We start from the raw sequence: 22,877 nt of genomic DNA on the forward strand, positions 1-22,877 counted from the left end.
GCGCCGGTTGCGCTCACGCCAAGCGCTTCAGGCGGCGGAACGCATCGTCGATCAGCCTGGTGTGCTCGGCCTGCTGCAGCGGAAATGCGCGGAGGAAATCCCGCGCGCCATACCCCGGCTTGGCCTTGAGCAATCGGGTCAGGTCGTGTCGGGCCGCGTCGTCGTTGCCCGCGAGCGCGTCGCAGACAGCGGCCATGGCGACCATGTTGAAGTGGGCGTTCGGCCGGCCGATTGAATCCGCCAGGAGCTCGGCGGCTCGCTGGTAATCGCCGGCCAGGGCCAGGCTGAAGCCGCGCAGGCCGATCATCGCGAAGCTCATGGGATCGTACGGACTGAGGCGGCGCGCCCTGTCCGCCAGCTCGATGCTGCGCGCCGTGTCGCCGGCATGCATCTGCGCGAATCCCAGGCTGTACTGGCCGATGGCGAAGCTGGGGTTCAGGTCCGTCGCCAGCGAAAGTTCCGCGAGGGATTCGCTCATTTCGCCGCGCAACAGGTGCGCGCGCCCGAGGGCCCAGTGTCCGAGCGGGTCGCGTGAATTGAGCGAGACGCTTTGCAGCGCCAGGTCGAATGCGCGCCGGATTTCCCCGGGCCGGTCGGGCGAGATTTCGAGGAAGGCGCGCTGCCAGTGCACGAACGACAAGCCGGCGAATGTGCGCGGGGAGGCGGGGTCGAGCCGGGCCGAGTGTTCGAAGAAGCTCTGGGCCAGCTCGTAATCCGCAGGCGTGAAACGGTACATGTGCCAGCAGCCGCGGTGATAGGCGCTCCAGGCGTCCAGGCTCGCCGGGCGCTCGAGCAGGGCCCGCCGTCTTTCCGCCAATTCGACCTCTGCCGAAATCGCACCGACGATCAGGTCCACGATCTCCTCCTGGGCGTCGAACAGGCCCTCCTGCCTGCACTGGAAATGCTCCGCCCACAGTTCCCGGCCCTCGACGGCATCCGCCAGGAATGCGCTGATGCGCATCTTCGCGCCGTCGAACTGGATGTTGCCCTGGACGACATAGCGCACGCCGAGTTTTCGGGAGACCTCGCGCACGTCGTGCACGCCCGGTGCGAAGCTGAAGGCCGATCCGCGTGCGATCACGAACAGCGAACGGGTGCGCGCGATGCGCGTCATGATGTCGTGCGTCAGCCCGCGCGCATAATCTTGATGGTGGGGGACACGGTCGGAGTCGAGCGGGAGAATGACGATCGACGGCTGCGCCGGTAGCGACAGGTCGATGCCCGCGGTGAGGCTCCCGCCATACGCTGCCGGGCCGGCCATGGACGCCGCAGGCAATGACCTGGGCTCCGCGGGATTCCGTCGCACCCTGACGGGAGGCACGAGCTGGAATCCCATGCCGCGGACGACTCGCAGGTAGCGCGGATCGTTCGCATCGTCGCCAAGCGCGCGTCGCAGCAGCGAGATGCGCTGGGCCAGCGTCTCGGGCGTGACCAGGCGCCGTTGCCAGACGCGCTCGGCCAGGGTGTCGTGGGCGAGGAGATCGGGCGCGGCATCGACGAGAGCATGCAGCAGCGCGTAGCTCAGCTTCGGCAGGGGGATGCGCGCCGCGCCGCGATACACGGCGCACTGGCCCGCGTCGAGCGTCAGGTCGGCGAACTCGTAGATCGCCTGCGGCCTGGGGATGGCGGTCGTCTCATCGGTCATGAGCCAACCCTCGCGCCGGCCGGGTGACCGGCGCTCGGCGAGCTTACTGCACCTTCAGGCAAATTTCATGGAATCGTTGGGCGGGTGTCATGCCGCCGCAGCTGCGGTGTGCGTTCTCGAAGGGTAGGCCGGGCCTCAGTTCCGGGCCATCCGGAGGTAGCGCGATGAACATGAAATCCAGCCATGCAGTCATGGACTACCGGCATCTGCCGGTCGCCATTGCCGTCGCCCTTGGCGCGTCGTTGTCGAGCGGGTGCGGCGGTGGCAGTGGAGGCGGGATGATTCGCAGCGATCCGCCGCCGACCGAGCCGCCGGCTGCGGCGGCGCCGTGGAGTTGGGAGGCTCCGGCGAACCAGCAGCAGACGCCGGCACCGGAAGAGCCGTTGCCGCCGGAACCCCCGCCGCCTGCCTACAACTCGACCGGCGATGTATATCTCGAGGGTCCGTTCAGCTCACCGATCGTGGGCGTTTCCACCGCTGGTTCGTTCGCGTTCGACGGTTGGTGGGGCGGGCACACCCCATTGATGCAGGGCTGGGACGGTGCAGGCACTGCCACCCCCAACCGCTTCGATGGCGGGGTGCTCATCGATGCCGGCCGCTTGCGCGTGCAAGGCGACCTCTACGCGGATGTCACCATCCGTTCGCAAACCGTGCCCGACGGCCTGACCGATGCCGACGGAACCGGCAGGCTCGATCTCGAGGACGGCGCCGACGGCGGCATCCACGGCCACACCGCGATCCACGGCTCCGTCTTCAACGACGGTGGCGTGCTCTACGTCCACGGCCCCGCGTACAGCGCGGGCAACTGCCTGTGCGACGGGAGCAGGCCCTACCGTGCCTATGTGACCGGCGATTATCGGCAGACCGCTGCCGGGACGCTGGCGCTGCAGTTCGGCACGCCGCTGATCATCGGCGGCCAGGCCATCCTGGAAGGCGGGACGCTGGAGTTGCGCGAGGTGCGCGAATACGTGAGTTATGTCCAGAACGCGACCGGCTACGAACGCATCCTCCATGCTTTTGGCGGGGTCAGCGGCGGTTTCGATCAAGTGGTCGCCCCTGGGTTGCTGCTGGAAGGCACCGTCGAATATGGTGCGAACGACATCCTGTATCGGCTGACGCGCGTATCCGCGCAGAGCGCCGTGGGTGGCAGTGGTGCCGATGCGATGACCATGAACAGCGCCGCCCGCCTGGACCAGGCCTTCGCCGCAGCCGACGTGCTGGCATCCTTGCCGGATCGCAGTGGCCTGTCCGATTCGCAACGCCGGTTCCTGCGCTCCTCGGCCGCGATCCAGAGTATCCGCGACATGCCCGGGTTGACCGCGACGCTCGACAGCCTGTCGGGTCAATCCTTCGCCAGTGCCCGCAGCCGGTTGCTGGACAGCTTCAGCGGGTACGGTCCGTCCTGGCCGCAATTGCGGCATTGGCGCGAATCCCCGCTGGCGAGCGGGTCCTGGGCGGCATCGAACATGCAGACCCGCTCCGGCGGTGCGGGAGCCATGCCGGGCCGCATGTCGGAAACGGGTGTCGTGTCCGGCGCCAGCCACCGGCTGGGACCACAGGCGCTGGTGGGTGTGGCGGTCGGCAGCGGCCAGGCTTCGATGAGCTTCGATCGTGGCGGTGGTCATGCGCTGACGCGGCAGTCGGTGGCGATGCTGTACGGCTATGCCTGGCGCGGCCCCTGGTATGCCTACGGCGAGGTGCAGGGTGGCCGTGGCCAGGTGGACAGCTGGCGCCGGATCGAGCTGGGCGATGGTCGCGATCACCAGGCGACGACCAGCTTCGGCATGACCCGACTGCGTACGCGATTCGAAGGCGGTTTCGACCATGCGTTCGGCCGCGGCCGACTCACCCCGTTTGCCGGCCTGCAGTACGACGCGATCGGCAGCGGTGGCTTCGCCGAAACGGGAGATACCGGATTCGAGCTGCTGGGGCAGGCGGCGGGCAATCGACGCCTCGGCGCCGAAGCCGGGCTGCGTTATGCCCGCGATTGGCATTGGGGCGACGGCTGGCTGCGGCTGGACGCGGCGGGTACGCGTCGGCACGCGCGGTACATGGATGGCCGTGCGCTGGCGGCGGCCTTTGCCGGCGCACCGGACGCAGTGTTCCGGATCGACGACGCTGCGGCGCGCGATGCCTCGACCTTCGACCTGCAACTGCAGGGCGGCCGCGGCGCGGGGTGGTCGGGCGCGTTGCGGTACCGCTGGGGTACGGACGATGCAGCCGTCGACCGCGGCTGGTGGCTGGGGGTCGAGCGCAGGCTGTGATCGGCAGGCGGTCATCGGCAGGCCGCAAACGGCGCACGACGAGAGCAGCCTGCCGATGACCGCAGCCGGAAACATTGCGAGGCCTCGACCGTAGCCGTCCTCTGCGCGCTTTCGGCCGTGACGTTGCTTTAACGGCGCTATGGCAACCTGCGCCGTCGCCGCGGCCGTGGCGACGCCCGCCATGCACAGGAGGACGTCTCGTGAAGATCGTGACCAGTCTCAGCTTCCGTGGCCAGTGCCGCGAGGCGTTCGAGTTCTACGCGAAAGTCCTGGGCGGCCGGATCACCGCGGCCTATCCCTACAGCGAGGCGCCGCCGGAGATGACGGTCACCGATGCCAAGTACAAGGATTGGCTGATGCATTGCTGGCTCGAGGTCGGGGACCAGGCGCTGATGGGCGCGGACATGGACGAGCCGTGGGCGCCCAACATCGGCAAGCCGAAGAACGGCTTCGACGTGACCCTGCATACCGACGACGCCGACCAGGCGCGCCGCTGGTTCGATGCGCTGAAGGAAGGCGGTACGGTGGGGATGGAATTTGGCGAGACCTTCTGGTCGCCGGGTTACGGCAGTTTGGTCGACCGGTTCGGCATCCCGTGGATGGTGAACACGGTGCCTGCCGAGCGGTAACCGGCTTATTCCGCCGGCACCCGCTCGGCGCATCGGCAAGCGCGCGTGGCGCGTGCTCACCGACCGCCGGATCGCAGCTCGCCCTCGCGCACGTAGCGGGTGACCAGCACGCCGGTGGTCGAGGCCCGCGACTCCTCCAGCCGGAACGCCGACGCCTGCGCGCGCTCGTCGAACAGGCGCTTGCCGCGGCCGAGCAGCAGCGGGTAGACCAGCAGGCGCAGCTCGTCGACCAGGTCGGTGGCCAGCAGCTGGTGCACCAGGTCGCTGCTGCCCTGGGTCAGCAGGTCGGGGCCGTCGTCGCGCTTGAGTGCGCGCATCGCGGCGGCGATGTCCGCGCCCAGGGCGCGGCTGTTCCGCCACGCGAGCGTGTCGGGATGGTGGGTGGCGACGTGCTTGGCGGCGCCGTTGAACAGGTCGGCGATGTCCCGATGCGGCGCGCCCTGCGGCACGTACGGCCAGTAGCCGGCGAAGATGTCGTAGGTGCGGCGCCCGAGCACCAGCTCGAACGGGCGCTTGAACACGCCGCCCATCGCCTCTTCGTGTTCGTCCGAGTAGGGCCAGACCCAGCCGCCGTGGGCGAAACCGCCGCTGCCGTCTTCTTCCGGGCTGCCGGGCGCCTGCATCACGCCGTCGAGGCTGATCATTGCGGCCACGATGAGCTTGCGCATGGTGGTTAGCCCTTCCGCGCCGCTTCGATCGCGGCGATGTCGATCCTGCCCATCTGCATCATCGCCTCGAACGCGCGCCGGGCCGCGGCGGGGTCGGGGTCGGCGATCGCTTCGGTCAGCGCGCGCGGGGTGATCTGCCACGACAGGCCCCACTTGTCCTTGCACCAGCCGCAGGCGCTTTCCTGGCCGCCGTTGCCGACGATCGCGTTCCAGTAGCGGTCGGTTTCGGCCTGGTCCTCGGTCGCGACCTGGAACGAGAACGCCTCGCTGTGGCGGAACTGCGGCCCGCCGTTCAAGCCCAGGCAGGGGATGCCGAGCACGGTGAACTCGACCGTGAGCACGTCGCCCTGCTTGCCCGCGGGATAGTCGCCGGGGGCACGCAGGATTGCGCCCACCGCGCTGTCGGGGAAGGTGTCGGCGTAGAACGTCGCGGCCTCCAGCGCGGAGCCGTCGTACCACAGGCAGATCGTGTTCTTGCTGGTCATCCGGGGTCTCCTGGCGCCGGGCCGATGGGGCGTGCGGTGGCGCGGCCGCCGCAGCGCGGCAGTTTCCCATAGCACGGGAAAAGTGAAGCCGCGTGATGATCGGGTCACGCCACTGTGACCGCTTTGTTTGCCGATCCCGGTTTTACGGCATCGAATGCCCGCCCGGGGCGGCCGCAGCGGTGTCCTGGCCCGGCTTCGTTTCTCCCTGCGTTGGTCCGGGCGTGGCGGGCCATGGTCGTTCTGTCGCCGGTTCAGGCATCAGCCCGCCGCCGTCACGCTTCCGTTTCGTGCCTATCCCCCGGAGCACACGCCATGTCATCCGTCTTCTTCCGTCCGCTCGCCCTGTCCTGCAGCGCCGCGCTGCTGGCGCTGTCGGCTTGCCGCAACCCCGGCGCGGCGGCCAGCGCCGAACCCGCACCCGCGGTATCGCCGCCGCAGATGGCGATGATCGGCGCCAACCTGCTGGAGGGCCTGGGCAACTACCACTTCCCGGTGACCAGCACGCACCCGCAGGTGCAGCGCTGGTTCGACCAGGGGTTGATGCTGACCTTCGGCTTCAACCACGACGCCGCCGAGCGTTCCTTCCTCAAGGCCACCGAACTCGACCCCGACTGCGCCATGTGCTGGTGGGGCGCGTCGCTGGTGCTGGGCCCGCATGTCAACGCCGCGATGGACCCGCAGGACAACGCCGATGCCTGGATCCGGCTGCAGCGCGCGCAGGCGCTGGCGCCGCGGGCCAGCGAGCGCGAACGCGCCTATATCCAGGCGCTGTCGGCGCGCTATGCCCAGGATCCGCCGGCCGACCGCAAACCGCTGGACCGGGCCTACGCGCAGGCCACGCGCAAGCTGGTGCAGCAGCGCCCGGACGACCTCGACGCCGCGGTGTTCCACGCCGAGGCGATGATGGACCTGCAGCCCTGGGACTATTACGACGAGCAGCAGCGGCCGAAGGGGCACACCGCCGAGATCGTGTCGGTGCTGGAGTCGGTGATGGCGCGCAACCCCGACCACGCTGGCGCGCTGCACCTTTACGTGCACGCGGTGGAGGCTTCCTCCGCGCCCGAGCGCGGCGCCGCCGCGGCCGACCGCCTGCGCGCGCTGGTTCCCGGTTCCGGCCATCTGGTGCACATGCCCGCGCACATCTATTCGCGGGTCGGGCGCTGGCACGATGCGGTGGCCGCCAACCAGCGCGCGATCGAGGCCGATGACGCGTATCTGGCCCTGTGCCGCGGCAATACCCAGGGCGTGTATCCGCTGGGGTATGTGCCGCACAACCATCACTTCCTGTGGTTCGCCGCCAGCATGGAAGGCAACAGCGCACTGGCGCAATCGGCGGCACGGACCACCGCCGAGCGCACCGACCTGCAGGAGCTGATGCGCCAGGACGGGTTCGCCGGCTTGCAGCACTACTGGCTCACGCCGTGGTTCGAGCGTGTGCGTTTCGGCCGCTGGGACGAGATCGTCGGCGGGCCCAACCCGGCGCCCGACCTGCCCTACGTCACCGCCATCTGGCACTACGCGCAGGGCATGGCGGCGGTACGCCAGGGGCGCCTCGACGATGCGCAGAAGCACCTCGACGCGCTGCGCCCGCAGGCGGCCGATCCGCTGATGGAAAAGCTGACCGTGTGGGATCGTTACCCGCTGGCGCATGCGGCGCGCATCGCCGAGCGCATGGTCACGGCGGAACTGGCGGCGGCGCGCGGCGCGCACGACGCCGCGGTGGCGGCGTTGCGCGAGGCGGTGGCGATCGAGGACCGCATTCCCTACGACGAACCGCCCGGCTGGCACGCCCCGGTGCGGCAGACCCTGGGCGCGGTGCTGCTGGACGCCGGGCGCGCGGGCGACGCCGAGCGTGTCTACCGCGAGGAACTGCACCGCAATCCGGGCAACGGCTGGTCGCTGTTCGGATTGGCGCAGAGCCTGCGCGCGCAGGGCAAGGCGGCCGAGGCTGCCCGCGTGCAACAGGATTTCGCCCGCGCATGGCGCAATGCCGATGTGCGCCTGACCGCGTCGAGGATGTGATCCCGCGCTGCGGGCGCCAGGCTAATCCCGGTCCGGCGCGCCCAGCGGGAAGTAGGCGCGGAACGGCCGCGCCTCGTCCACGGCGCGCTGGAACGAGGGGCGGGCGAGCAGGCGCTGGCGATACGCGCGGACATGGGCGAAACGGGCATCGATGGGATGCGTCCAGTCCGCGTAGAAGAGGAACGGCGCCGCGGCGCAATCGGCCAGGGTGAAGTCCGGGCCGGCGGCCCATGCGCGCGTGGCCATGCGCGCATCGAGCCAGGCGTAGGCGGTCTCGAGCAGGGCGCGGGCTTCCCCGACGCCGTACGGATCGCGGTCGGCTTCGGGGCGCAGGCGGTCGGCCACCACCTTCTGCTGCGGCGTGGAGACGTAATTGTCGAAGAAGCGGTCGAGCATCCGCACCTCGAGCGCGGCGTCGCGGTCCGCGGGAATCAGTTTCACCGGGCCGGGATGGTGCAGGTCGAGGTATTCGATGATGCAGGTCGCTTCGATCACGGTGCGTTCGCCGTCGACCAGCACCGGGAAGCGGCGCAGCGGCCACAATGCCGTGAGCTCGGCGCCCGCTTCCGGGTCCTCGAGGTTGCGGTAGTCGAACGCGGTCGCGTTTTCGTACAGCGCGACCAGCGCCTTCTGGCAGTAGGACGAGAACGGATGGGCGTACAGGCGCGGACGGGGCATGGGCGAACCCGGAAGTCGCGGTCCGGCATTGTCCCCCATTGCCGTCACGCGAGCGCTTCGCGCCGGCCGAGCCGCCACAGCATCAGCGCGAAGGCCGCGCAGCCGCCGAGGCTGCCCAGCGCCAGGGCCAGCTGCGCGCGCGCCGGGTCCGCGGCCAGCATGTTGACCGGGATCTGCCAGGGCAACACGAGCCCGATCTTCGCGGAAGTGGCGACCACCGCGACGAAGGTGCCGCCGATGCCGGTGGCGAGCGCGGGCACGAAGCTGGCGTAGCGCAGCGCGATCCACAGCTGCACCGCGACCAGCAACCACGCCGCCAGGAAAATCCGCGCCAGGAGCGCCAGGTATCCCGCCAGGTCCGGGGTTCCGGTGGCGGCGAGCGCGGGCTTCCACCAGCCCGCGGCCTGCACCGCCAGCGTGGACAGCAGGGCCAGCAGCAGGCTCATCGCCGCGACCACGCCGAGCACGCACACCGCCTTGGCCGCGTGCAGATGCCAGCGCGGCAGCGGCAGCGCGCGCAGGTGGTCCCAGGCGCGCGGGCCATGCTCGGTGTGCGCGACCAGGGCGGTGAAGGCGGTGACGCTCATCGGCAGCATGAAGAACGCCCAGATCCCCGCGGACGTCTGCAGCATCGTCTCCCAGGACACGGGATGCTTCATCCGCAACACGTTGAAGAACATGAACACCGCGATCAGCAGCGGCGCGACCGCGGCCAGCAGCAGGGCCAGGGAGCGGCGCAGCTTGTAGGCCTCCACGGCCAGTGCGGTGGCGAAACGGGGGGAAGGTGCGTCGGGCATGGGCGGATTCCGTGGCTCAGGACAGGGCGGTGGCGGGCGCCGACTGGCGATAGAGGGTTTCCAGCGAACGCTGGCGCGGGGCGAGGGCGTGGATGCGCAGGCCGGCCGTGCACAGCACGCGGTTGAGTGCCGCGGTTGCATGGCGTGCGTCCTCGTGCGGCCCGAAGCGCGCGACCAGGGCGGCGCCGGCTGGCCCCCCGTCCGCCTGCGCGCCGTCGGCCCGGATGACGTCGAAGCCATGCTCGCGGGCGACCGCGGCGGCGCGCTCGGGGGCGTCGGTGCCGATCGCCACTTCGGTCGCCAGCCCGGCCTTGAGTTCGTCGAGCGCGCCTTCCAGCACCAGCCGGCCGTGGCTGAGGCTGCCGATGTGGGTGGCGGTGCGTTCGATTTCGTCGAGCAGGTGGCTCGACAGCAGCACGGTGGCGCCGGTGCGCGCGGGCAGCTCGCGCAGGAAGCGGCGCATGTCGGCGATGCCTTCCGGGTCCAGGCCGTTGCTGGGTTCGTCCAGCACCAGCACCGGCGGCGCGCCGAGCATGGCGCGGGCCAGGCCGAGCCGCTGGCGCATGCCCAGCGAGTAATCGGACACGCGCCTGCGGCCGTGCGCGGTCATCTCGGTGACGTCGAGGACGCGGTCGACCTCCGAAGCGGGCAGGTCCAGCAGGCGGCAGGTCAGGCCCAGGTTCTCGCGCCCGCTCAGGTGCGGGTAGAAGCCCTGCGCCTCCAGCAGCGCCCCGACCTTGCGCGCCGCGCGCAGGCGGTCGGTGGCGACGTCGATGCCGACGATCCGGGCTTGCCCCGCGTCCGCCTTCAGCAGCCCCAGCAGCAACTTGATCGTGGTGGTCTTGCCGGCGCCGTTGCGGCCGAGGAAGCCGTAGATGCTGCGTGCGGGGACGGTCATGGAAACCCCGTCGACGGCGAGGCGGTCGCCGAAGCGGCGGGTCAGGGCCAGGGTTTCGATGGCGGGAGGCATGGGGAGGTGTTCCAAAAAATTTAAGTCCGGGGTAAAGTATCCGGAAGGAAAACTTTAAGTCAAGATTAAATTTTCGACCCCACCCCGACCCGAGGAGCCGCCATGCCGGTACCCGACCGTTTCCGCAGTCAATGCCGCCTGTTGCGGGCCGCGACCCTGGTCGTGTTCGTGCTCCTGTACCTGATGCTGGGCGCGGTGGCCCTGGCCGCGCTGTGGCCCTGGCGCCCGCCGGCGGCCGCGGAAGGGATCTCGGGCACGCAAGCCCTGCTGCTCGCCGTCCGGCTCCTGCCCGGGCTCGGCTACCTGTGGGCGCTGTGGGCCGTGCAGCGGGCGCTGGGCGATCTCGCCGCCGGCCGCCTGTTCCATCCGACCGTGGCGCGCGCGATGCGGCACATCGGCATCGGCGTGCTCGCCGGCGCGCTGTTCAACGTCGTTGCCGTGACCAACCTGACGCGCTGGATCGCGGGCGGGGAGGGCGGTTACCTGTACTTCGACCTGTCGGGCATCGTGCTGGGCGTGGTCGGCGCCGCGCTGGTGCTGCTGGCGCGGCTGGTGGACCAGGCGCGCGCGTTGCAGGCCGAACTGGACGGGATCCTCTGATGCCGATCCGGGTGACGCTGGACGAGATGCTGGCGCGCCGCGGCATGAAGGCGCGCGAACTCGCCGCCGCGGTCGGCATCAGCGAAACCCAGCTGTCGCTGTTCCGCGGCGGCAAGGTCAAGGGCATCCGCTTCCGCACCCTGGCCAAGCTGTGCGCGGTGCTGGGCTGCGTGCCCGGCGACCTGCTCGGCTACGACTACGACGCGGGCGACCTGCAAGCCGTCGACGACGCCTGACCCCGGCTTATCATCGGCGGATGCGCATCATCCATTCCCCCCGCCATGCCCTCCACGACGGCGGCATGGAACTGCACCGCGGCGCGCTGGTGCCGTGCTTCGAGATGCCCGCGCGGGTCGACCACATCCTCGCGGCCGTCGCGCGCGCCGGCTGGCGGGTCGAGCCGCCGCGCGAGTATCCGGATGCGGTGCTCGCCGGCGTGCACGACGCGGACTATCTGGCGTTCCTGCGCGGGGCGTACGCGCAATGGCGCGCGGAGGGGCGCGAGGGCTTCATGCTGCCCGGCGCGTTCCCGGCGCGCGGCCTGCGCCGCGACCGCGTGCCCACGGGCCTGCATGCGCGCCTGGGCTATTACGCCTTCGACGCCGGCAGCCCGATCGTCGCGGGCACCTGGCAGGCGGCGCAGGCGGCGGCGCATTGCGCCCTGACCGCCGCCGATCTGGTCGCCGCCGGGGAGCGCAGCGCCTACGCGCTGTGCCGCCCGCCGGGGCACCACGCCGGGCGCGGCATGTTCGGCGGCTACTGCTTCCTCAACAACGCGGCGCTGGCGGCGCAGCGGCTGCGCGATGCGGGCCTGGCCCGGGTCGCGATCCTGGACGTGGACTACCACCACGGCAACGGCACCCAGGACATCTTCTGGCAGCGCGACGACGTGCCGTTCGTGTCGATCCACGGCGACCCGGACACCGAGTACCCGTTCTATCTCGGCCACGCCGACGAGCGCGGCGCCGGTGCCGGCGATGGCTGCAACCACAATTTCCCGCTGCCGCGCGGCACCGACTGGACGCGTTACGCGGCCACGCTCGAACAGGCGCTCGAGCGCATCGCCGGGCACGCGCCGCAGGCACTGGTGGTGTCGCTGGGCGTGGACATCTTCGAGGGCGACCCGATCAGCCAGTTCAAGCTGCAGGCCGCGGACTTCCCGCGGCTGGGCGCGCGCATCGCGGCGCTGGGGCTGCCCACGGTACTGGTGCAGGAGGGCGGCTACGCCGTGGCCGAAATCGGCGACAACGTCGCCGCGGTGCTGGCGGCGTTCGACTAGGCGGGCGCGCCGCGGCGCCACCCGGCCCGGCTCCGGTATGCTGGGGCCGGGTTCTCGGGGGAGCCACCCACCGATGCGGGCACGGGCCTTGCCGATTGCGGTCGCGCTGCTGGTCCTGGCGACGGCCGGTGCCTGGCTGCCGCTGCGCAGCGGCCGGGCGGCGCCGGCGCAGGCGGCGCCGCTGCTGCGGGTCGGCGTGTACGAAAACCCGCCCAAGATCTACACCGACGCCGACGGCCGCCCGGCGGGGCTGTTCGTCGAACTGCTGGGCGCCATCGCGCGCGAGGAAGGCTGGCGCCTGGCCTACGAGCGCTGCGACTGGGAGGACTGCCTGCAGCGGTTGCAGGCGGGGCAACTGGACCTGATGCCGGACGTGGCCTACTCGCCGGAACGCGACCAGCGCTTCGACTTCCACGCCGTGCCGGTCACCTATTCCTGGTCGCAGCTGTTCCGGCACCCCGGGATCGCGATCGGGGCGATGCCCGACCTGGCGCACAGGCGCGTGGCGCTGCTGCGCGGCAGCGTGCAGGCACGCGCGCTGCACGACGTGCTCGGCGGCCTGCAGGTGCCGTGGACGCCGGTCGAAACCGACAGCTTCGCGGCCGCCTTCGAGGCCGTGCGCGACGGGCACGCGGACGTGGCGGCGGCCAACAACTTCTTCGGCCGGCGCACGGCGCGCAGCTACGGCCTGCTGGAGACGCCGGTGATGTTCAATCCGGCGACGCTGTACTACGCCGCCGCCCGCGGCCGGCGCGCGCACGAGCTGGCGCGGATCGACCACTGGATCGCGCGCTGGCGCAACCAGCCGCAGTCGCCGTATTTCCGCGCCATGAGCCGCGCGCTGGCGCCGGCGCCGATCACCGTGCGGCCGCGCTGGCTGCTGCCGACGCTGGCGGGCGCCGCCGGGCTCATCCTCGCGCTGGCCGGCTTCAGCCTGATGCTGCGCTGGCGCGTGCGGCGGGCGACGGCAGAGGCGGACAAGGCGCGCGCGCAGCTGGAACAGGTGCTCGACGCCAGCCCTGTAGTGCTGTTCCTGATGCACCAGCAGGGCGAGCAGCTGGTGATCGACTGGGTCAGCTCCAACTGCGCGCGGCTGTACGGGTACGACCCTGCGCAGATGATGCAGCCGGGCTGGTGGCACAGCCGGGTACATGCCGACGACCTGCCGACCCTGGAGCCGGCGCTGGCGCACCTGCGCGCGCACCCGTCGCTGACCCGCGACTACCGCCTGCTGGATGGCCGCGGCGCCACCCGCCACCTGCACGAGGAGTTGCGCACGCTCGCCACCGCGCCCGGCGCGCCGCTGCGCGTGGTCGGCACCTGGGCCGACCTGTCCGAAGCCAAGGCGCACGCCGCCGAACTGAGTTTCGTCGCCCACCACGATGCGCTGACCGGACTGCCCAATCGCCTGCTGTTGCAGCTGTTCCTGTGCGATGCGGTCGCCGCGGGCGGCGAACTGGCGGTGCTGGTGCTGGACCTGGACCGCCTGCGCGGCATCAACGACACCCTCGGCCACGCGCTGGGCGACCAGGCGCTGCGCGCCGCGGCCCGGCGCCTGCAGGGGCTGCTGCCCGCCAGCGGCTTCCTCGCCCGTTTGGGCGGCGACGAGTTCGCACTGGTGCTGCCGGCCGGCGGCGTACCGGTCGCCACGCTGGCGCAGGAAATGCTGGAAGCGTTCGCGCGGCCGCTGCTGGCGCCGATGCATCCGATGGTGATCACCGCCAGCATCGGCATCGCGCTGCATCCGCGCGACGGCGCCGATGCCGACACCCTGCTGCGCCACGCCGAGCTCGCGCTGTACGAAGCCAAGCGCCAGGGCCCGGGCCGGCAGCAGTTCTACGAGGCCGCGCTCTCGGCCGGCGCCGAGCAGCGACTGGCGGTGGAAAGCGGCCTGCGGCTGGCGATGGCCCAGCGCCAGTTCCGCCTGCATTACCAGCCGCAACTGGATCTGCGCGACGGCACCCTGGTCGGGGTCGAGGCGCTGGTGCGCTGGCAGCATCCGCAGTGGGGCCTGGTCGGGCCGGCGCGGTTCATCCCGGTTGCCGAGGAGGCCGGGCTGATCGACGAAGTCGGGCTGTGGGTGCTGATGGAAGCCTGCCGCCAGCTGCGCGCCTGGGACGCTGCCGGGCTGCACATCCCCGCGATATCGGTGAACTGCTCGGTGCGCCAGCTCGACGCCGACCGGCTGCCGGCGCAGGTGGCCGCGGTGCTGGCCGCCACCGGGCTGGCGGCGCAGCGGCTGGAGATGGAAATCACCGAGTCGACGCTGATGCGCGATCCGGAGCGGGCAATCGCCGCGCTCCTCGCATTGCAGGCGCAGGGCGTGCGCCTGGCGATCGACGACTTCGGCACCGGCCACTCCAGCCTCGCCTATCTCAAGCGCCTGCCGGTCACGCGGCTGAAGATCGACCGCGCCTTCGTCAGCGGCATCGGCAACGACCCCAACGACGAGCAGATCTGCCGCACCGTGATCGAGCTGGCGCGCAACCTGCGTCTGCAGACCCTGGCCGAGGGCGTCGAACACGCGCACGAAGCCGAGTTCCTGCGTAATGAGGGCTGCGACCTGGCGCAGGGCTTCCACTACGCGCGCCCGCTGCCGCCCGAAGCGCTGGCCGCCTGGCTGGCGGCGCACCGCGCGGAAGCGGCGGTGTAGGCCAACCGCCCGCGCAGCGCGCACGGGCGGCGCTGCCGGCGGGCTCGCCGCGTCCGCATCGCACGCGCCGCGACCGCGTGTCGTATCCTCGGTTCGGGGTCGTCCAGCCAAAGAAGACAGCGCGTCAGCGCAAGGGCGCGAGATGACCGTGACTGGAACCGCCCTCATCGAAATGAAATGCCGGCTTGATATCCAGCGTTTTAAACTGATAACAGATAGTTAGCTGCCAGTCGGAATTTCATGAAAATTCGTATGGCAAACTCGAGCCATTTCCAGGACGCCGTGGCTATCCAGCACGCCGTTCTGCCCAGCAATCACCCATATCAGTACGCGCAAAACATTGGACGCGATGGCACGATCAATTTAGTCGCAAGAATCGACGGAGCTATCGTTGCCTATGCATCCGTTTTGATCGACCGGCCAGATCCGAGTAGTCGTCATCTCTGGAAGAGACTGCGCCCTTATCTTGCATTTGTCGGCGTGCTCCCAAATTTTCAGCGCCAGGGTATAGGCGTCGCGCTCGTCAGACGAGCGCTGCAGCTTAGCGACCCACACAGAACGTCTGGAATTTGGCTCGAGTGCGAAGAAGGCGCAGCTACATTCTATGAAAAGGCAGGCTTTTCCCGGGTTACGCCCGAGGCCGTTAGGAAGCACAGCGGCATCCATCCTCAAGGGCTGGTCTACCGAATCACGAGCGCGCAACTAGGCGGGCTAGACAGCTAACATTGCGTTCAAGCCGAAATTGCATCGCTACGCCGTCTACATGGCAGAAAGAGCTTGCCATGTGGCCAGCTACGCGCTGCAATTCGGCTTAACTTGAGCGTTAGCCGTCAAAGGGGAGACGACGTGAGCAAGCGAATGTCACCTGCCGCATTGGTAGCTCTAAAGGAGGCTCTTTGCGCCATCTACTGGTACAAAGGGGATCTTCGCAGCTTTCTTCAGCAATCATTATCAGACCCTACGCCGCTCAACCGGATCAACTGGCAAAACTACAAACGTCAGATCGTCTCTGACCTCGTAGACATTCTTACTGACGACCAGGATCGCCATCTGGGAGACCTTACGCGGCTATGCCACTCTGTTTGTGAGATGAATCAGTTTCAGCATCTCGCTCAGCTTGACGGTGGAGCACAGAAAGTCGAACGAGCAAGAGCAGATGTTCTCCAACTGAGGTCACTTCTTACGCCTCACGAGCAGATAAAGTCAGAGCGAGACGAAGTCGCCAAGCGCCAGAGGGAGGCCGCAGAAAAGCTGAAGAGCAATGCAGCCGTCCGTCTAAAACTCGAAGACATACGGAACCGCTACATGGCGTTGGTAACTTCACCTAACGCACAGCAGCGCGGTTTCGAACTAGAAAAGGTCATGTACGATCTTTTCGAGCTTTTTGATTTGGATCCCAAAGCATCTTTCCGGAACACGGGTGAGCAGATCGATGGCGCCTTCGCGCTAGACGGAACCGACTACCTATTTGAGGCAAAGTGGCAGCAAGCGCCCTGCGATGCTTCTGATCTTGACACTTTTGCTGCCAAAGTTCGGCGCAAGCTGGAAAACACCCTCGGTGTCTTCCTCTCGATCAATGGCTTTTCAAAAGACGGGGTCGCCGCACATTCAAGTGGCGGCGTCGTGATCATTTTAATCGATGGGGCTGATCTCATGGCTGTTCTGGAAGAGCGCATAGACTTTGTCAGCCTTATTCAAAGGAAGAAGCAACACGCAGCGCGCACAGGGAATATATACCTGCCGTTCCATGAAATTGCGGCTTCCGTTGACGGCTAACAATGCGTTCAAGCCGAAATTGCATCGCTACGCCAACAACATGACCGATAAAGCTTGCCATGTTGCCGGCTACGCGCTGCAATTCGGCTTAACTTGAGCGTTAGCTGTAGCAAATCATTGCCTACATGACCGAGCCAGACCTTCCTCCCGAGATCGCCAAAAGCCGAGAGCGTGCGGCTGCACTTCTGGAGCCGCTTCGACTTGCGCGCAGACTCAGTTCGGAAGAGAAGATGGGACTCTTCTTGAGCTCACGGACGAACGGCGGGCGTTCGCTTCCACCCTACTATTTAGTGTATTTTCTTCTAATCGACCTGCTGCAGTTTCCCCATTCCGGGCAAGGTGAGAAGGTCGCTTGGTCAGTCCCACTTCAATACCGAGGCAGAAATTACCTTATCGAGCACAGAAAGATGGGGCTTGGAATATTCGAGCCTCAGCATGACTCGACCAAGCGTATGAGTGGCGCGCCCACTGAGCAGGGCGAAAAGGACGCCACTGATATATGTAAGTTAGTTCAGCGAGCTTGCTCGGTGGCGAAGCCCTATTTTCGTTGGCGCGCTGAACAGGAAGCGATGGGCTCGAAGCTCAACGTAGCCAATCATTCCTCATGGCTCTACGAAAGGTATGAATTCTTCTCTAACAAAGCCTCAGAGTCGGATCTGCAACATACGGCGTTGATGAGTCGTAAAGACTATTCCCGCGCCAGGCAAGCGAATACTGAAGCACACTGGTTCGCACAAGCAGCTATCGAGGCATTCTTTAGCTGGTCGGAGCATGTTTTCATTCATCTGGCGATACTGCAATCGAAAATTTCCACTGGCGAGCAAGTGCGAAAGCTTGCGAGTGCGGAGTGGAAAGAAAAGTTTAGGCTAGCTATCGACATCAGATGCCCGGATGCAAAGAAGCATTTCGACGGCCTTCTTGACTTGCGTGTGCAGATTCGGAACTTCCTCGCACATGGATCATTCGGTAAGCGCGGGGAAGCCTTTTCCTTCCACTCCGGGGCTGGCGCTGTCCCGTTGCTAATTACCGAGAGCACGGAACATCCATTTGATATTTACCAGCGCCCGTCCACCAAGGACTTCGACGCCCTCCGGTTGATATCAGATTTCCTTGGTTGGCTCTGGTCGACGGACTTGGGTATCGCCAAGCTGTACGTCGACAGTGGCCTGCCAATAATCCTTAGTGATGCCTGCAATGGGGCGTATGTAAGCGCTATGGAGAGTCAAGAGAGCATGGCTAGCTTCTTAGACGCACTTCATCATCATTGGGACGATGCGGCAAACATGGATTGGTAGCCGCTACAGCTAACAATGCGTTCAAGCCGAAATTGCATCGCTACGCCATCAACATGGCAGAAAAAGCTTGCCATGTTGCCAGCTAAGTTGTGCAATTCGGCTTAATTTGAGCGTTAGATCTTGCCCATGACAACACGGCGATCCCCAGAACAGAGCCTGATCGATCTCTTCGTCGAGCACCTCAGGAAGTCGACTGACCCACGCATTTCGATCAAGTCGCTCCTGAACAAGAATTGCAGATCCAAGAAGCTATCGGACGTTGAATACATAAGCCAAGACGGCACGCACTGGGTAATTGAGGCCAAGAGCGATGACTCTGGGGACAAACACAACACCGTCCATAAGATATTCGGAGAGTTGCTGAAAGAAACGGGCCGCGACAAACGGCACAACAACAGATATTCAGTTCTTATCCCGGAGGCCTCTGTGGCGTTTTATAGCCGCGCCTTTCAAGCAATACATAGAGACAAGTTTCTGGCTTTCGGCGCTTTGATCCCCGTTGATAGTGTGTTTTTGTGCGGATCAGATGGCATAAGGACTATTTCGTGGGCTGATCTTTATGAGTCGCACAAGGTCTAGCAATTCATTCAAGCTGACCGGAGCGGCGCGACTTAACTCAGGTGTTAGGGGCTACGATGAAACAACTCGCTTTCGCTCTTTCTGCAGTGCTGCTGACGGCATGCATGACCACTCCGGATGCTACGAAACCGGCAGCCGATGCAACAGAGCAGAAGGTTGTCTCGGAAATATCATCTGAGTTGCTGCAGCGTCTTTCCATTCTCCTAGCGAATAATCCAGACTTGCGCGAGGCTTATCTCGTCTTGGATCCGGGCGGCGGCGACTATGTGTTGGTACCGACTTTCGATGGTGCCCCAAACATGACATCGCTTTACGAGGCGCTGGAGCTTTTCAAGGAGTACGTCCCCGGTTCACAGCTGAACCTGGCGCTCCTGACCCCCAGATCGATCAAACAAAGCTTCGGTCAGGCTGAGCCGTTCTATGTCCGCGTACATTCAAGCCAAAATTGCATCACTACGACACCAACACGGCAGAAAAGACTTGCCATGTTGTCAGCCGCGCGCTGCAATTCGGTCCAACTTGAGCGTTGGGTGCCATGAAAAAGTCAATGCTGCTGTTGCTTGCCATGATCCTATCCGGATGCACAAATGAATTCATAACTGTCGAACCCGTTGATCTCGTCAAAAATGGAGATTCATGGGACGGGAAGTTCGTACGGACTTGCGGCTACGTGACGACCGACGCCAAGACTTGCAGCCTGCGGGTTTGTCCGCCTGGTACTGCACTCGAAGATGTTCCTGGCTGCAATCCGATTTCTGAAATTCATTTATCCAGTCGAGCTGCGGCCTGCCAATACAATTCAGCTTCGCCGCACGGTGACGGATTTTGGGCGGATGCGGACGGTCACTTCCTTGCCTTGAAGTCCAATGACACGCTGACGGATGCAAATCGTTATGCCTTGACGCGATCTTTGGTTCAGCGCCTGCCCGGTGGGTGCCAGTAACAATGCGCTCAAGCCGAGTCGGAGCTTCGCGGCGCTAGAGTAAGGATTACGCAAGACATAAGGTGTTAGTTGCCACGGGGAGCGGCATGGAATCTGATGTAACGCGCTTTTGGATCTTCGTCGCCGTGTCGCTGGCCGTGTTCGTCGGCCTGTTGCGGTTCGTTACGCGCAATCGCGCGTCTCGGCCCCGTGTAGCCGCGGTCGCCGTCGTGGCTTCAGTTGTGGTCGTGGGCGGCATGGTCTTCGCCAAGTACGGTAACAATTTTGGACTGCCGTGGTGGATCTACTACACCGTGCCGGCGCTCGCCACGCTGCTGGTTCCGCCCGTAGCCTTCCGTCTGAGGCGGCGGGAGCTGGCTCAGTATCTGGCCCTGGCGTTCCTGTCTTCGCCCGCCATCCATGTCGCATTCTCTCTATTCCTGGGCTGGCACGAATACATGCCTTTCATTCCGGTGCCGTCCCTCAAGCAGTTGTTGGCATAGGATGGGCCTGGCACCTTCATTCAAGCCGACGCCGCTTCGCGGCTCGGCTTGATCCAGGGCGTTCGCAATGGAGCTCAAGATGGGCGCAGCCTTCTGGATCAAACGATTCCTGGTGGCACTCGCAGTAGCCTTCGCCGTTCTTATGGTGGCGGAGTTCGCCAAGGGACATTCGCCAATGGCGGCGCTTGAATATGCCGGATTGTGGGGCCTCGCTACCGGAGCCATCTTTACCCTTGCCAGCTATATCCGCTACAGGCGCAATCCTGCATGCTGGCTTCCAGACAACCGCAAGGCCTAGGCCCAGTGCGGCCTGACAACGTTCAAGCCGAGACCGCTCGCGGCCTCGGTGCCAACCGGTTCGCCTCTGGCGGCCCGGCTTAACTCAGCCACGTTGGCAGGAAACCATGCCCACCAATGCATGCCGTTTGCGCCAGGTCGCTGCCCCAGACTGTGCGCAAAAACAGCAAGGCCGCATCCGCCCATCGTCAGAGGCAACCCGATTGACCCAGCAGCCAACGCCACTGTTCGACCGGATCGACACCTTCATCCTTCGGGTCGCGGACTGCGAAGCCGCGGTCGCATGGTATGCCGCGGCCCTGGGCTTGCAGGCCTCGTTCACGGACCCTGACGAGCGTCTGGCGGTCCTGCCGCTGGCGCACGGCACGAGCCTGACGCTGTGGCAGCGCAAGGCCGGGGAGCCCGCGCCGGGTCGGGACGCATCAGGGCCGTTCCCGATTTTCGCGACGCCGGATGCGGCCGCTTCCCGGGAAGAGCTGCAGCGCCGCGGGGTGCGTGTCGGGGACTTGGTGGAGAGTGCCGGGGTGCGGTTTTTCGATTTCCGCGATCTGGACGGAAATCGACTCGAAGCCTGTCAGATCCTGGAGGATTGAGGGCCGCTTCCGGAGGCGCGATCGCCCAAGGCAGGGCGCCGGCATGGATGCCGATCCTCGTCCGCTGCCTGCCGCCTGCAACGCGCCAGCGGTGACCGTTGGACGGGGCGGCAGGGCGGGCCGGCCATCGCGATCCCTTCAGCGCGCGACCGGCAGTCCGTGCGCCTGCCAGGCCTCGAAGCCGCCGGCCAGCGGCCGCACCCGCTGGAAGCCGCGCTGCTTCAACTCGCGTGCGAGCTTTGCCGCCGAGGCTTCGTTGGGGCAGTCGCAATACACGATCACCTCGCGCTGCGGCGGCAGGTCCAGCTCGCCCACGTGCGTGGCCTGCACCGCGCCCGGGATCCAGCCCGAGGCCGCGCGTTGCGCGCCGGGGCGCACGTCCAGCAGCAGCGGCGCGGTGCCGGCGTCGAGCAGCTGCTGCAGTTCCGGCACCGAGATCCGCGCCATGCGGATCAGGCGGATGAAGCGCTGGCGCTTCCACGCCTTGTACGCCACGAACAGCGCGATGGCCGCCAGCAGCACCAGCAGGCCGGTCTGGCCCAGCGAGTCCAGCCGCGCCAGCACCTCGTTGACCGCGTCGTGGAACAGCGCGCCGGTGGCCACCGCGACCAGCGCCCACAGCGCGGCGCCGAGGCCGTCGTAAAGGGCGAAGCGCGCCAGCCCGGTGCGGGTCTGGCCGGCCAGGGTGGTGGCCAGCGCGGCGAAGCCGGGGATGAACTTGGCCACCACCAGCGACGGCGCGCCCCAGCGTGCGTAGGTGTCGCGGGTGCCGGCCACGCACGAGTCGGGCGACAGCGACAGCCGGCACACCAGCCGCAGCAGGTGCGCGCCGAAGCGGCGGCCGCCGGCGTACCACAGGCCATCGGCCAGCAACGCGGCCAGCGCGGCCACCAGCACGATCGGCCACAGCGGCTGCTGCGCTGCCACCGCCATCGCGCTGGCGACGATGATCGGCGGGAAGGCGGGCACCGGCAGGCCGCCCTGATCCAGCAGGACGGCGATGAACACCACCCACAGGCCGTAGTGCGCGATCAGATGCAGCAGGAGGTCCATGGGCGGGTCGGCCGGTCGGGAGGGATAGTGTCGCGCGCTGCGCGCGGCGGCGGGAAGCTGCGCGCCAGCCGCGCGGCGCCCGGCGCGACAACCTGGATGCGGCCGCCCGGCGCCGGGGACAAGCCCGGCACTGCAACGCAGCGTGCTGCAGGGCCCTGCGTGAACGCCCACGCAGGATCGGCTCGCTCCGGGGCCGGGAGGTGCGAGAATGCCGGCCCGGTCGCGCCGCTCGGCGCGCCGCCCCCAGGATTCCATGAAGACCCCCCATGCGCTGCAGGCGCTGATCGACGACGGCGTCATCGACGAGGTCGTGCGCCCCCTCAAGAGCGGCAAGGAGGCGGCCGTGTACGTGGTCCGCGGCGGCGGCGAGGTGCGTTGCGCGAAGGTCTACAAGGACATGGCGCAGCGCAGCTTCCAGCAGCGCGTGCAGTACCAGGAAGGGCGCAAGGTGCGCGGCAGCCGCGAGGCGCGGGCGATCGGCAAGGCCAGCCGCTACGGCCGCAAGCAGCAGGAGGACGCCTGGAAGCACACCGAGGTGGACGCGCTGTACCGGCTGCGCGAGGCCGGCGTGCGCGTGCCCGAGCCGCACGGGTTCCACCACGGCGTGCTGGTGATGGAGATGGTGACCGACGCCGACGGCTTGGCCGCGCCGCGCCTGGGCGAGTACGCGCCGACGCCGGAGCAGGCGCGCGCGTTCCACGCGGTGCTGGTGCGGCAGGTGACGCGGATGCTGTGCTGCGGGCTGATCCACGGCGACCTGTCGCCGTACAACGTGCTGGTCGATGCCGACGGCCCGGTGCTGATCGACTTCCCGCAGGTGGTCAGCGCGGCCGGCAACAATGCCGCGCGGACGATGCTGCTGCGCGACGTCAACAACCTCACCGCGTACCTGGGCCGCTGGGCGCCGGAGCTGCTGGACACCTGGTATGGCGAGGAGCTGTGGGCGTTGTTCGAGGCCGGCGCGCTGCAGCCCGACACCGCGCTCACCGGCAGCTTCGCCCACGACGAGCACGCCGCCGACGTCGGCAGCGTGCGCGAGGCGATCGAGGAGGCCCGCCAGGAAGCGCTGATCCGCCAGCAGGGGCGCGAGGCGGCCGCGGCCGAGGGGCGATAGGGCAGTCGCGGGGCGCATGGGCACTCGCCGTGCCCCTGCTGGCGCCGACGCCGGG

General features: G+C 67.2%; 23 protein-coding genes. 16 read left to right on the plus strand and 7 right to left on the minus strand.

The window, feature by feature from the left end:
• Nucleotides 1–13 precede the first annotated feature (13 nt).
• Complete coding sequence (locus D0Y53_RS06845) at nucleotides 14–1,645, minus strand: winged helix-turn-helix domain-containing tetratricopeptide repeat protein (protein WP_117202459.1); 1,632 nt, start codon at nucleotides 1,643–1,645, stop codon at nucleotides 14–16.
• Between the two features lie 164 nt (nucleotides 1,646–1,809).
• Between D0Y53_RS06845 and D0Y53_RS06850 the strand changes: the two genes are divergently transcribed.
• Nucleotides 1,810–3,909: an autotransporter family protein gene (locus tag D0Y53_RS06850; protein WP_158550598.1), complete on the plus strand. Its 2,100-nt coding sequence runs from the start codon at nucleotides 1,810–1,812 to the stop codon at nucleotides 3,907–3,909.
• Nucleotides 3,910–4,109: 200 nt separating this feature from the next.
• Entirely contained in the window at nucleotides 4,110–4,538 is a 429-nt protein-coding gene (locus tag D0Y53_RS06855; RefSeq protein WP_117202460.1) for a VOC family protein, read from the plus strand.
• Nucleotides 4,539–4,594: 56 nt separating this feature from the next.
• On the opposite strand, the gene D0Y53_RS06860 is transcribed toward D0Y53_RS06855, so the two are convergent.
• Together D0Y53_RS06860 and D0Y53_RS06865 are read right to left on the minus strand one after the other, a co-directional pair.
• Nucleotides 4,595–5,206: a dihydrofolate reductase family protein gene (locus D0Y53_RS06860; RefSeq protein ID WP_117202461.1), complete on the minus strand. Its 612-nt coding sequence runs from the start codon at nucleotides 5,204–5,206 to the stop codon at nucleotides 4,595–4,597.
• Between the two features lie 5 nt (nucleotides 5,207–5,211).
• Nucleotides 5,212–5,691, minus strand: coding sequence for a VOC family protein (locus tag D0Y53_RS06865; RefSeq protein ID WP_117202462.1), 480 nt, complete (start codon nucleotides 5,689–5,691; stop codon nucleotides 5,212–5,214).
• 312 nt (nucleotides 5,692–6,003) lie between these two features.
• Here D0Y53_RS06865 and D0Y53_RS06870 point away from each other — a divergent pair, with 312 nt between their 5' ends.
• The gene (locus D0Y53_RS06870; RefSeq protein ID WP_117202463.1) at nucleotides 6,004–7,713 is read left to right on the plus strand and encodes a tetratricopeptide repeat protein; all 1,710 of its coding nucleotides are present in this window, start codon (nucleotides 6,004–6,006) and stop codon (nucleotides 7,711–7,713) included.
• Between the two features lie 21 nt (nucleotides 7,714–7,734).
• Here the strand turns inward: D0Y53_RS06870 and D0Y53_RS06875 are convergent, their stop codons facing one another.
• The 3 genes from D0Y53_RS06875 to D0Y53_RS06885 are packed head-to-tail and all read right to left on the minus strand — an operon-like array spanning nucleotide 7,735 to nucleotide 10,158.
• On the minus strand, nucleotides 7,735–8,391 hold the full coding sequence (locus tag D0Y53_RS06875) for a glutathione S-transferase family protein (protein ID WP_117202464.1): 657 nt from the start codon (nucleotides 8,389–8,391) through the stop codon (nucleotides 7,735–7,737).
• A 44-nt stretch (nucleotides 8,392–8,435) separates the two neighbouring features.
• Nucleotides 8,436–9,188: an ABC transporter permease gene (locus D0Y53_RS06880; RefSeq protein WP_117202465.1), complete on the minus strand. Its 753-nt coding sequence runs from the start codon at nucleotides 9,186–9,188 to the stop codon at nucleotides 8,436–8,438.
• Between the two features lie 16 nt (nucleotides 9,189–9,204).
• Nucleotides 9,205–10,158, minus strand: a complete 954-nt coding sequence (locus tag D0Y53_RS06885) for an ABC transporter ATP-binding protein (RefSeq protein ID WP_117202466.1) — start codon at nucleotides 10,156–10,158, stop codon at nucleotides 9,205–9,207.
• 102 nt (nucleotides 10,159–10,260) lie between these two features.
• Between D0Y53_RS06885 and D0Y53_RS06890 the strand changes: the two genes are divergently transcribed.
• The 12 genes from D0Y53_RS06890 (at nucleotide 10,261) to D0Y53_RS06930 (ending at nucleotide 20,655) form a co-directional block, all read left to right on the plus strand.
• Nucleotides 10,261–10,758, plus strand: a complete 498-nt coding sequence (locus tag D0Y53_RS06890; protein WP_117202467.1) for a DUF2975 domain-containing protein — start codon at nucleotides 10,261–10,263, stop codon at nucleotides 10,756–10,758.
• Nucleotides 10,758–10,994 carry a helix-turn-helix domain-containing protein gene (locus tag D0Y53_RS06895; protein WP_117202468.1) on the plus strand — a complete coding sequence of 79 codons (237 nt, stop codon included), beginning with the start codon at nucleotides 10,758–10,760 and terminating at the stop codon, nucleotides 10,992–10,994. The genes D0Y53_RS06890 and D0Y53_RS06895 overlap by 1 nt, the downstream gene beginning before the upstream one ends.
• 65 nt (nucleotides 10,995–11,059) lie before the next feature.
• Entirely contained in the window at nucleotides 11,060–12,037 is a 978-nt protein-coding gene (locus D0Y53_RS06900) for a histone deacetylase family protein (protein ID WP_325048065.1), read from the plus strand.
• Between the two features lie 73 nt (nucleotides 12,038–12,110).
• Nucleotides 12,111–14,690 (plus strand): EAL domain-containing protein, encoded by a 2,580-nt coding sequence (locus D0Y53_RS06905; protein ID WP_158550599.1) that lies wholly within the window; start codon nucleotides 12,111–12,113, stop codon nucleotides 14,688–14,690.
• A gap of 252 nt (nucleotides 14,691–14,942) precedes the next feature.
• The gene (locus tag D0Y53_RS13255) at nucleotides 14,943–15,413 is read left to right on the plus strand and encodes a GNAT family N-acetyltransferase (protein ID WP_386724197.1); all 471 of its coding nucleotides are present in this window, start codon (nucleotides 14,943–14,945) and stop codon (nucleotides 15,411–15,413) included.
• 123 nt (nucleotides 15,414–15,536) lie between these two features.
• Nucleotides 15,537–16,466 (plus strand): hypothetical protein, encoded by a 930-nt coding sequence (locus D0Y53_RS06915; RefSeq protein ID WP_117202472.1) that lies wholly within the window; start codon nucleotides 15,537–15,539, stop codon nucleotides 16,464–16,466.
• Nucleotides 16,467–16,591: 125 nt separating this feature from the next.
• Nucleotides 16,592–17,761 (plus strand): hypothetical protein, encoded by a 1,170-nt coding sequence (locus D0Y53_RS12645; RefSeq protein ID WP_147319029.1) that lies wholly within the window; start codon nucleotides 16,592–16,594, stop codon nucleotides 17,759–17,761.
• 635 nt (nucleotides 17,762–18,396) lie between these two features.
• Nucleotides 18,397–18,879 (plus strand): enhanced serine sensitivity protein SseB C-terminal domain-containing protein, encoded by a 483-nt coding sequence (locus tag D0Y53_RS12650; RefSeq protein ID WP_147319030.1) that lies wholly within the window; start codon nucleotides 18,397–18,399, stop codon nucleotides 18,877–18,879.
• Nucleotides 18,880–18,887: 8 nt separating this feature from the next.
• On the plus strand, nucleotides 18,888–19,283 hold the full coding sequence (locus D0Y53_RS12655) for a hypothetical protein (RefSeq protein ID WP_147319031.1): 396 nt from the start codon (nucleotides 18,888–18,890) through the stop codon (nucleotides 19,281–19,283).
• 86 nt (nucleotides 19,284–19,369) lie between these two features.
• A complete protein-coding gene (locus tag D0Y53_RS06925; protein WP_117202474.1) occupies nucleotides 19,370–19,765 on the plus strand; it encodes a DUF6518 family protein in 396 nt (131 codons plus the stop codon).
• 79 nt (nucleotides 19,766–19,844) lie between these two features.
• A complete protein-coding gene (locus tag D0Y53_RS12660) occupies nucleotides 19,845–20,063 on the plus strand; it encodes a hypothetical protein (protein WP_147319032.1) in 219 nt (72 codons plus the stop codon).
• A 106-nt stretch (nucleotides 20,064–20,169) separates the two neighbouring features.
• The gene (locus D0Y53_RS06930; protein ID WP_117202475.1) at nucleotides 20,170–20,655 is read left to right on the plus strand and encodes a VOC family protein; all 486 of its coding nucleotides are present in this window, start codon (nucleotides 20,170–20,172) and stop codon (nucleotides 20,653–20,655) included.
• A gap of 138 nt (nucleotides 20,656–20,793) precedes the next feature.
• Here the strand turns inward: D0Y53_RS06930 and D0Y53_RS06935 are convergent, their stop codons facing one another.
• Entirely contained in the window at nucleotides 20,794–21,708 is a 915-nt protein-coding gene (locus tag D0Y53_RS06935) for a rhodanese-like domain-containing protein (protein ID WP_117202476.1), read from the minus strand.
• Between the two features lie 253 nt (nucleotides 21,709–21,961).
• Here D0Y53_RS06935 and D0Y53_RS06940 point away from each other — a divergent pair, with 253 nt between their 5' ends.
• Entirely contained in the window at nucleotides 21,962–22,822 is an 861-nt protein-coding gene (locus tag D0Y53_RS06940; protein WP_117202477.1) for a PA4780 family RIO1-like protein kinase, read from the plus strand.
• The last annotated feature ends 55 nt before the right edge of the window (nucleotides 22,823–22,877 follow it).

The organism is Cognatiluteimonas weifangensis, assembly GCF_003416885.1.
Lineage (GTDB): Bacteria > Pseudomonadota > Gammaproteobacteria > Xanthomonadales > Xanthomonadaceae > Cognatiluteimonas > Cognatiluteimonas weifangensis.

What these genes read in the sequence shown, in the direction of transcription:
- D0Y53_RS06845 (WP_117202459.1), bottom strand. Translation starts at nt 1,645, where the DNA reads ATGACCGATGAGACGACCGCCATCCCCAGGCCGCAGGCGATCTACGAG.
- D0Y53_RS06850 (WP_158550598.1), top strand. Translation starts at nt 1,810, where the DNA reads ATGAACATGAAATCCAGCCATGCAGTCATGGACTACCGGCATCTGCCG.
- D0Y53_RS06860 (WP_117202461.1), bottom strand. Translation starts at nt 5,206, where the DNA reads ATGCGCAAGCTCATCGTGGCCGCAATGATCAGCCTCGACGGCGTGATG.
- D0Y53_RS06865 (WP_117202462.1), bottom strand. Translation starts at nt 5,691, where the DNA reads ATGACCAGCAAGAACACGATCTGCCTGTGGTACGACGGCTCCGCGCTG.
- D0Y53_RS06870 (WP_117202463.1), top strand. Translation starts at nt 6,004, where the DNA reads ATGTCATCCGTCTTCTTCCGTCCGCTCGCCCTGTCCTGCAGCGCCGCG.
- D0Y53_RS06875 (WP_117202464.1), bottom strand. Translation starts at nt 8,391, where the DNA reads ATGCCCCGTCCGCGCCTGTACGCCCATCCGTTCTCGTCCTACTGCCAG.
- D0Y53_RS06880 (WP_117202465.1), bottom strand. Translation starts at nt 9,188, where the DNA reads ATGCCCGACGCACCTTCCCCCCGTTTCGCCACCGCACTGGCCGTGGAG.
- D0Y53_RS06885 (WP_117202466.1), bottom strand. Translation starts at nt 10,158, where the DNA reads ATGCCTCCCGCCATCGAAACCCTGGCCCTGACCCGCCGCTTCGGCGAC.
- D0Y53_RS06890 (WP_117202467.1), top strand. Translation starts at nt 10,261, where the DNA reads ATGCCGGTACCCGACCGTTTCCGCAGTCAATGCCGCCTGTTGCGGGCC.
- D0Y53_RS06895 (WP_117202468.1), top strand. Translation starts at nt 10,758, where the DNA reads ATGCCGATCCGGGTGACGCTGGACGAGATGCTGGCGCGCCGCGGCATG.
- D0Y53_RS06900 (WP_325048065.1), top strand. Translation starts at nt 11,060, where the DNA reads ATGGAACTGCACCGCGGCGCGCTGGTGCCGTGCTTCGAGATGCCCGCG.
- D0Y53_RS06905 (WP_158550599.1), top strand. Translation starts at nt 12,111, where the DNA reads ATGCGGGCACGGGCCTTGCCGATTGCGGTCGCGCTGCTGGTCCTGGCG.
- D0Y53_RS13255 (WP_386724197.1), top strand. Translation starts at nt 14,943, where the DNA reads ATGGCAAACTCGAGCCATTTCCAGGACGCCGTGGCTATCCAGCACGCC.
- D0Y53_RS12645 (WP_147319029.1), top strand. Translation starts at nt 16,592, where the DNA reads ATGACCGAGCCAGACCTTCCTCCCGAGATCGCCAAAAGCCGAGAGCGT.
- D0Y53_RS12650 (WP_147319030.1), top strand. Translation starts at nt 18,397, where the DNA reads ATGAAACAACTCGCTTTCGCTCTTTCTGCAGTGCTGCTGACGGCATGC.
- D0Y53_RS12655 (WP_147319031.1), top strand. Translation starts at nt 18,888, where the DNA reads ATGCTGCTGTTGCTTGCCATGATCCTATCCGGATGCACAAATGAATTC.
- D0Y53_RS06925 (WP_117202474.1), top strand. Translation starts at nt 19,370, where the DNA reads ATGGAATCTGATGTAACGCGCTTTTGGATCTTCGTCGCCGTGTCGCTG.
- D0Y53_RS12660 (WP_147319032.1), top strand. Translation starts at nt 19,845, where the DNA reads ATGGGCGCAGCCTTCTGGATCAAACGATTCCTGGTGGCACTCGCAGTA.
- D0Y53_RS06930 (WP_117202475.1), top strand. Translation starts at nt 20,170, where the DNA reads ATGCCCACCAATGCATGCCGTTTGCGCCAGGTCGCTGCCCCAGACTGT.
- D0Y53_RS06935 (WP_117202476.1), bottom strand. Translation starts at nt 21,708, where the DNA reads ATGGACCTCCTGCTGCATCTGATCGCGCACTACGGCCTGTGGGTGGTG.
- D0Y53_RS06940 (WP_117202477.1), top strand. Translation starts at nt 21,962, where the DNA reads ATGAAGACCCCCCATGCGCTGCAGGCGCTGATCGACGACGGCGTCATC.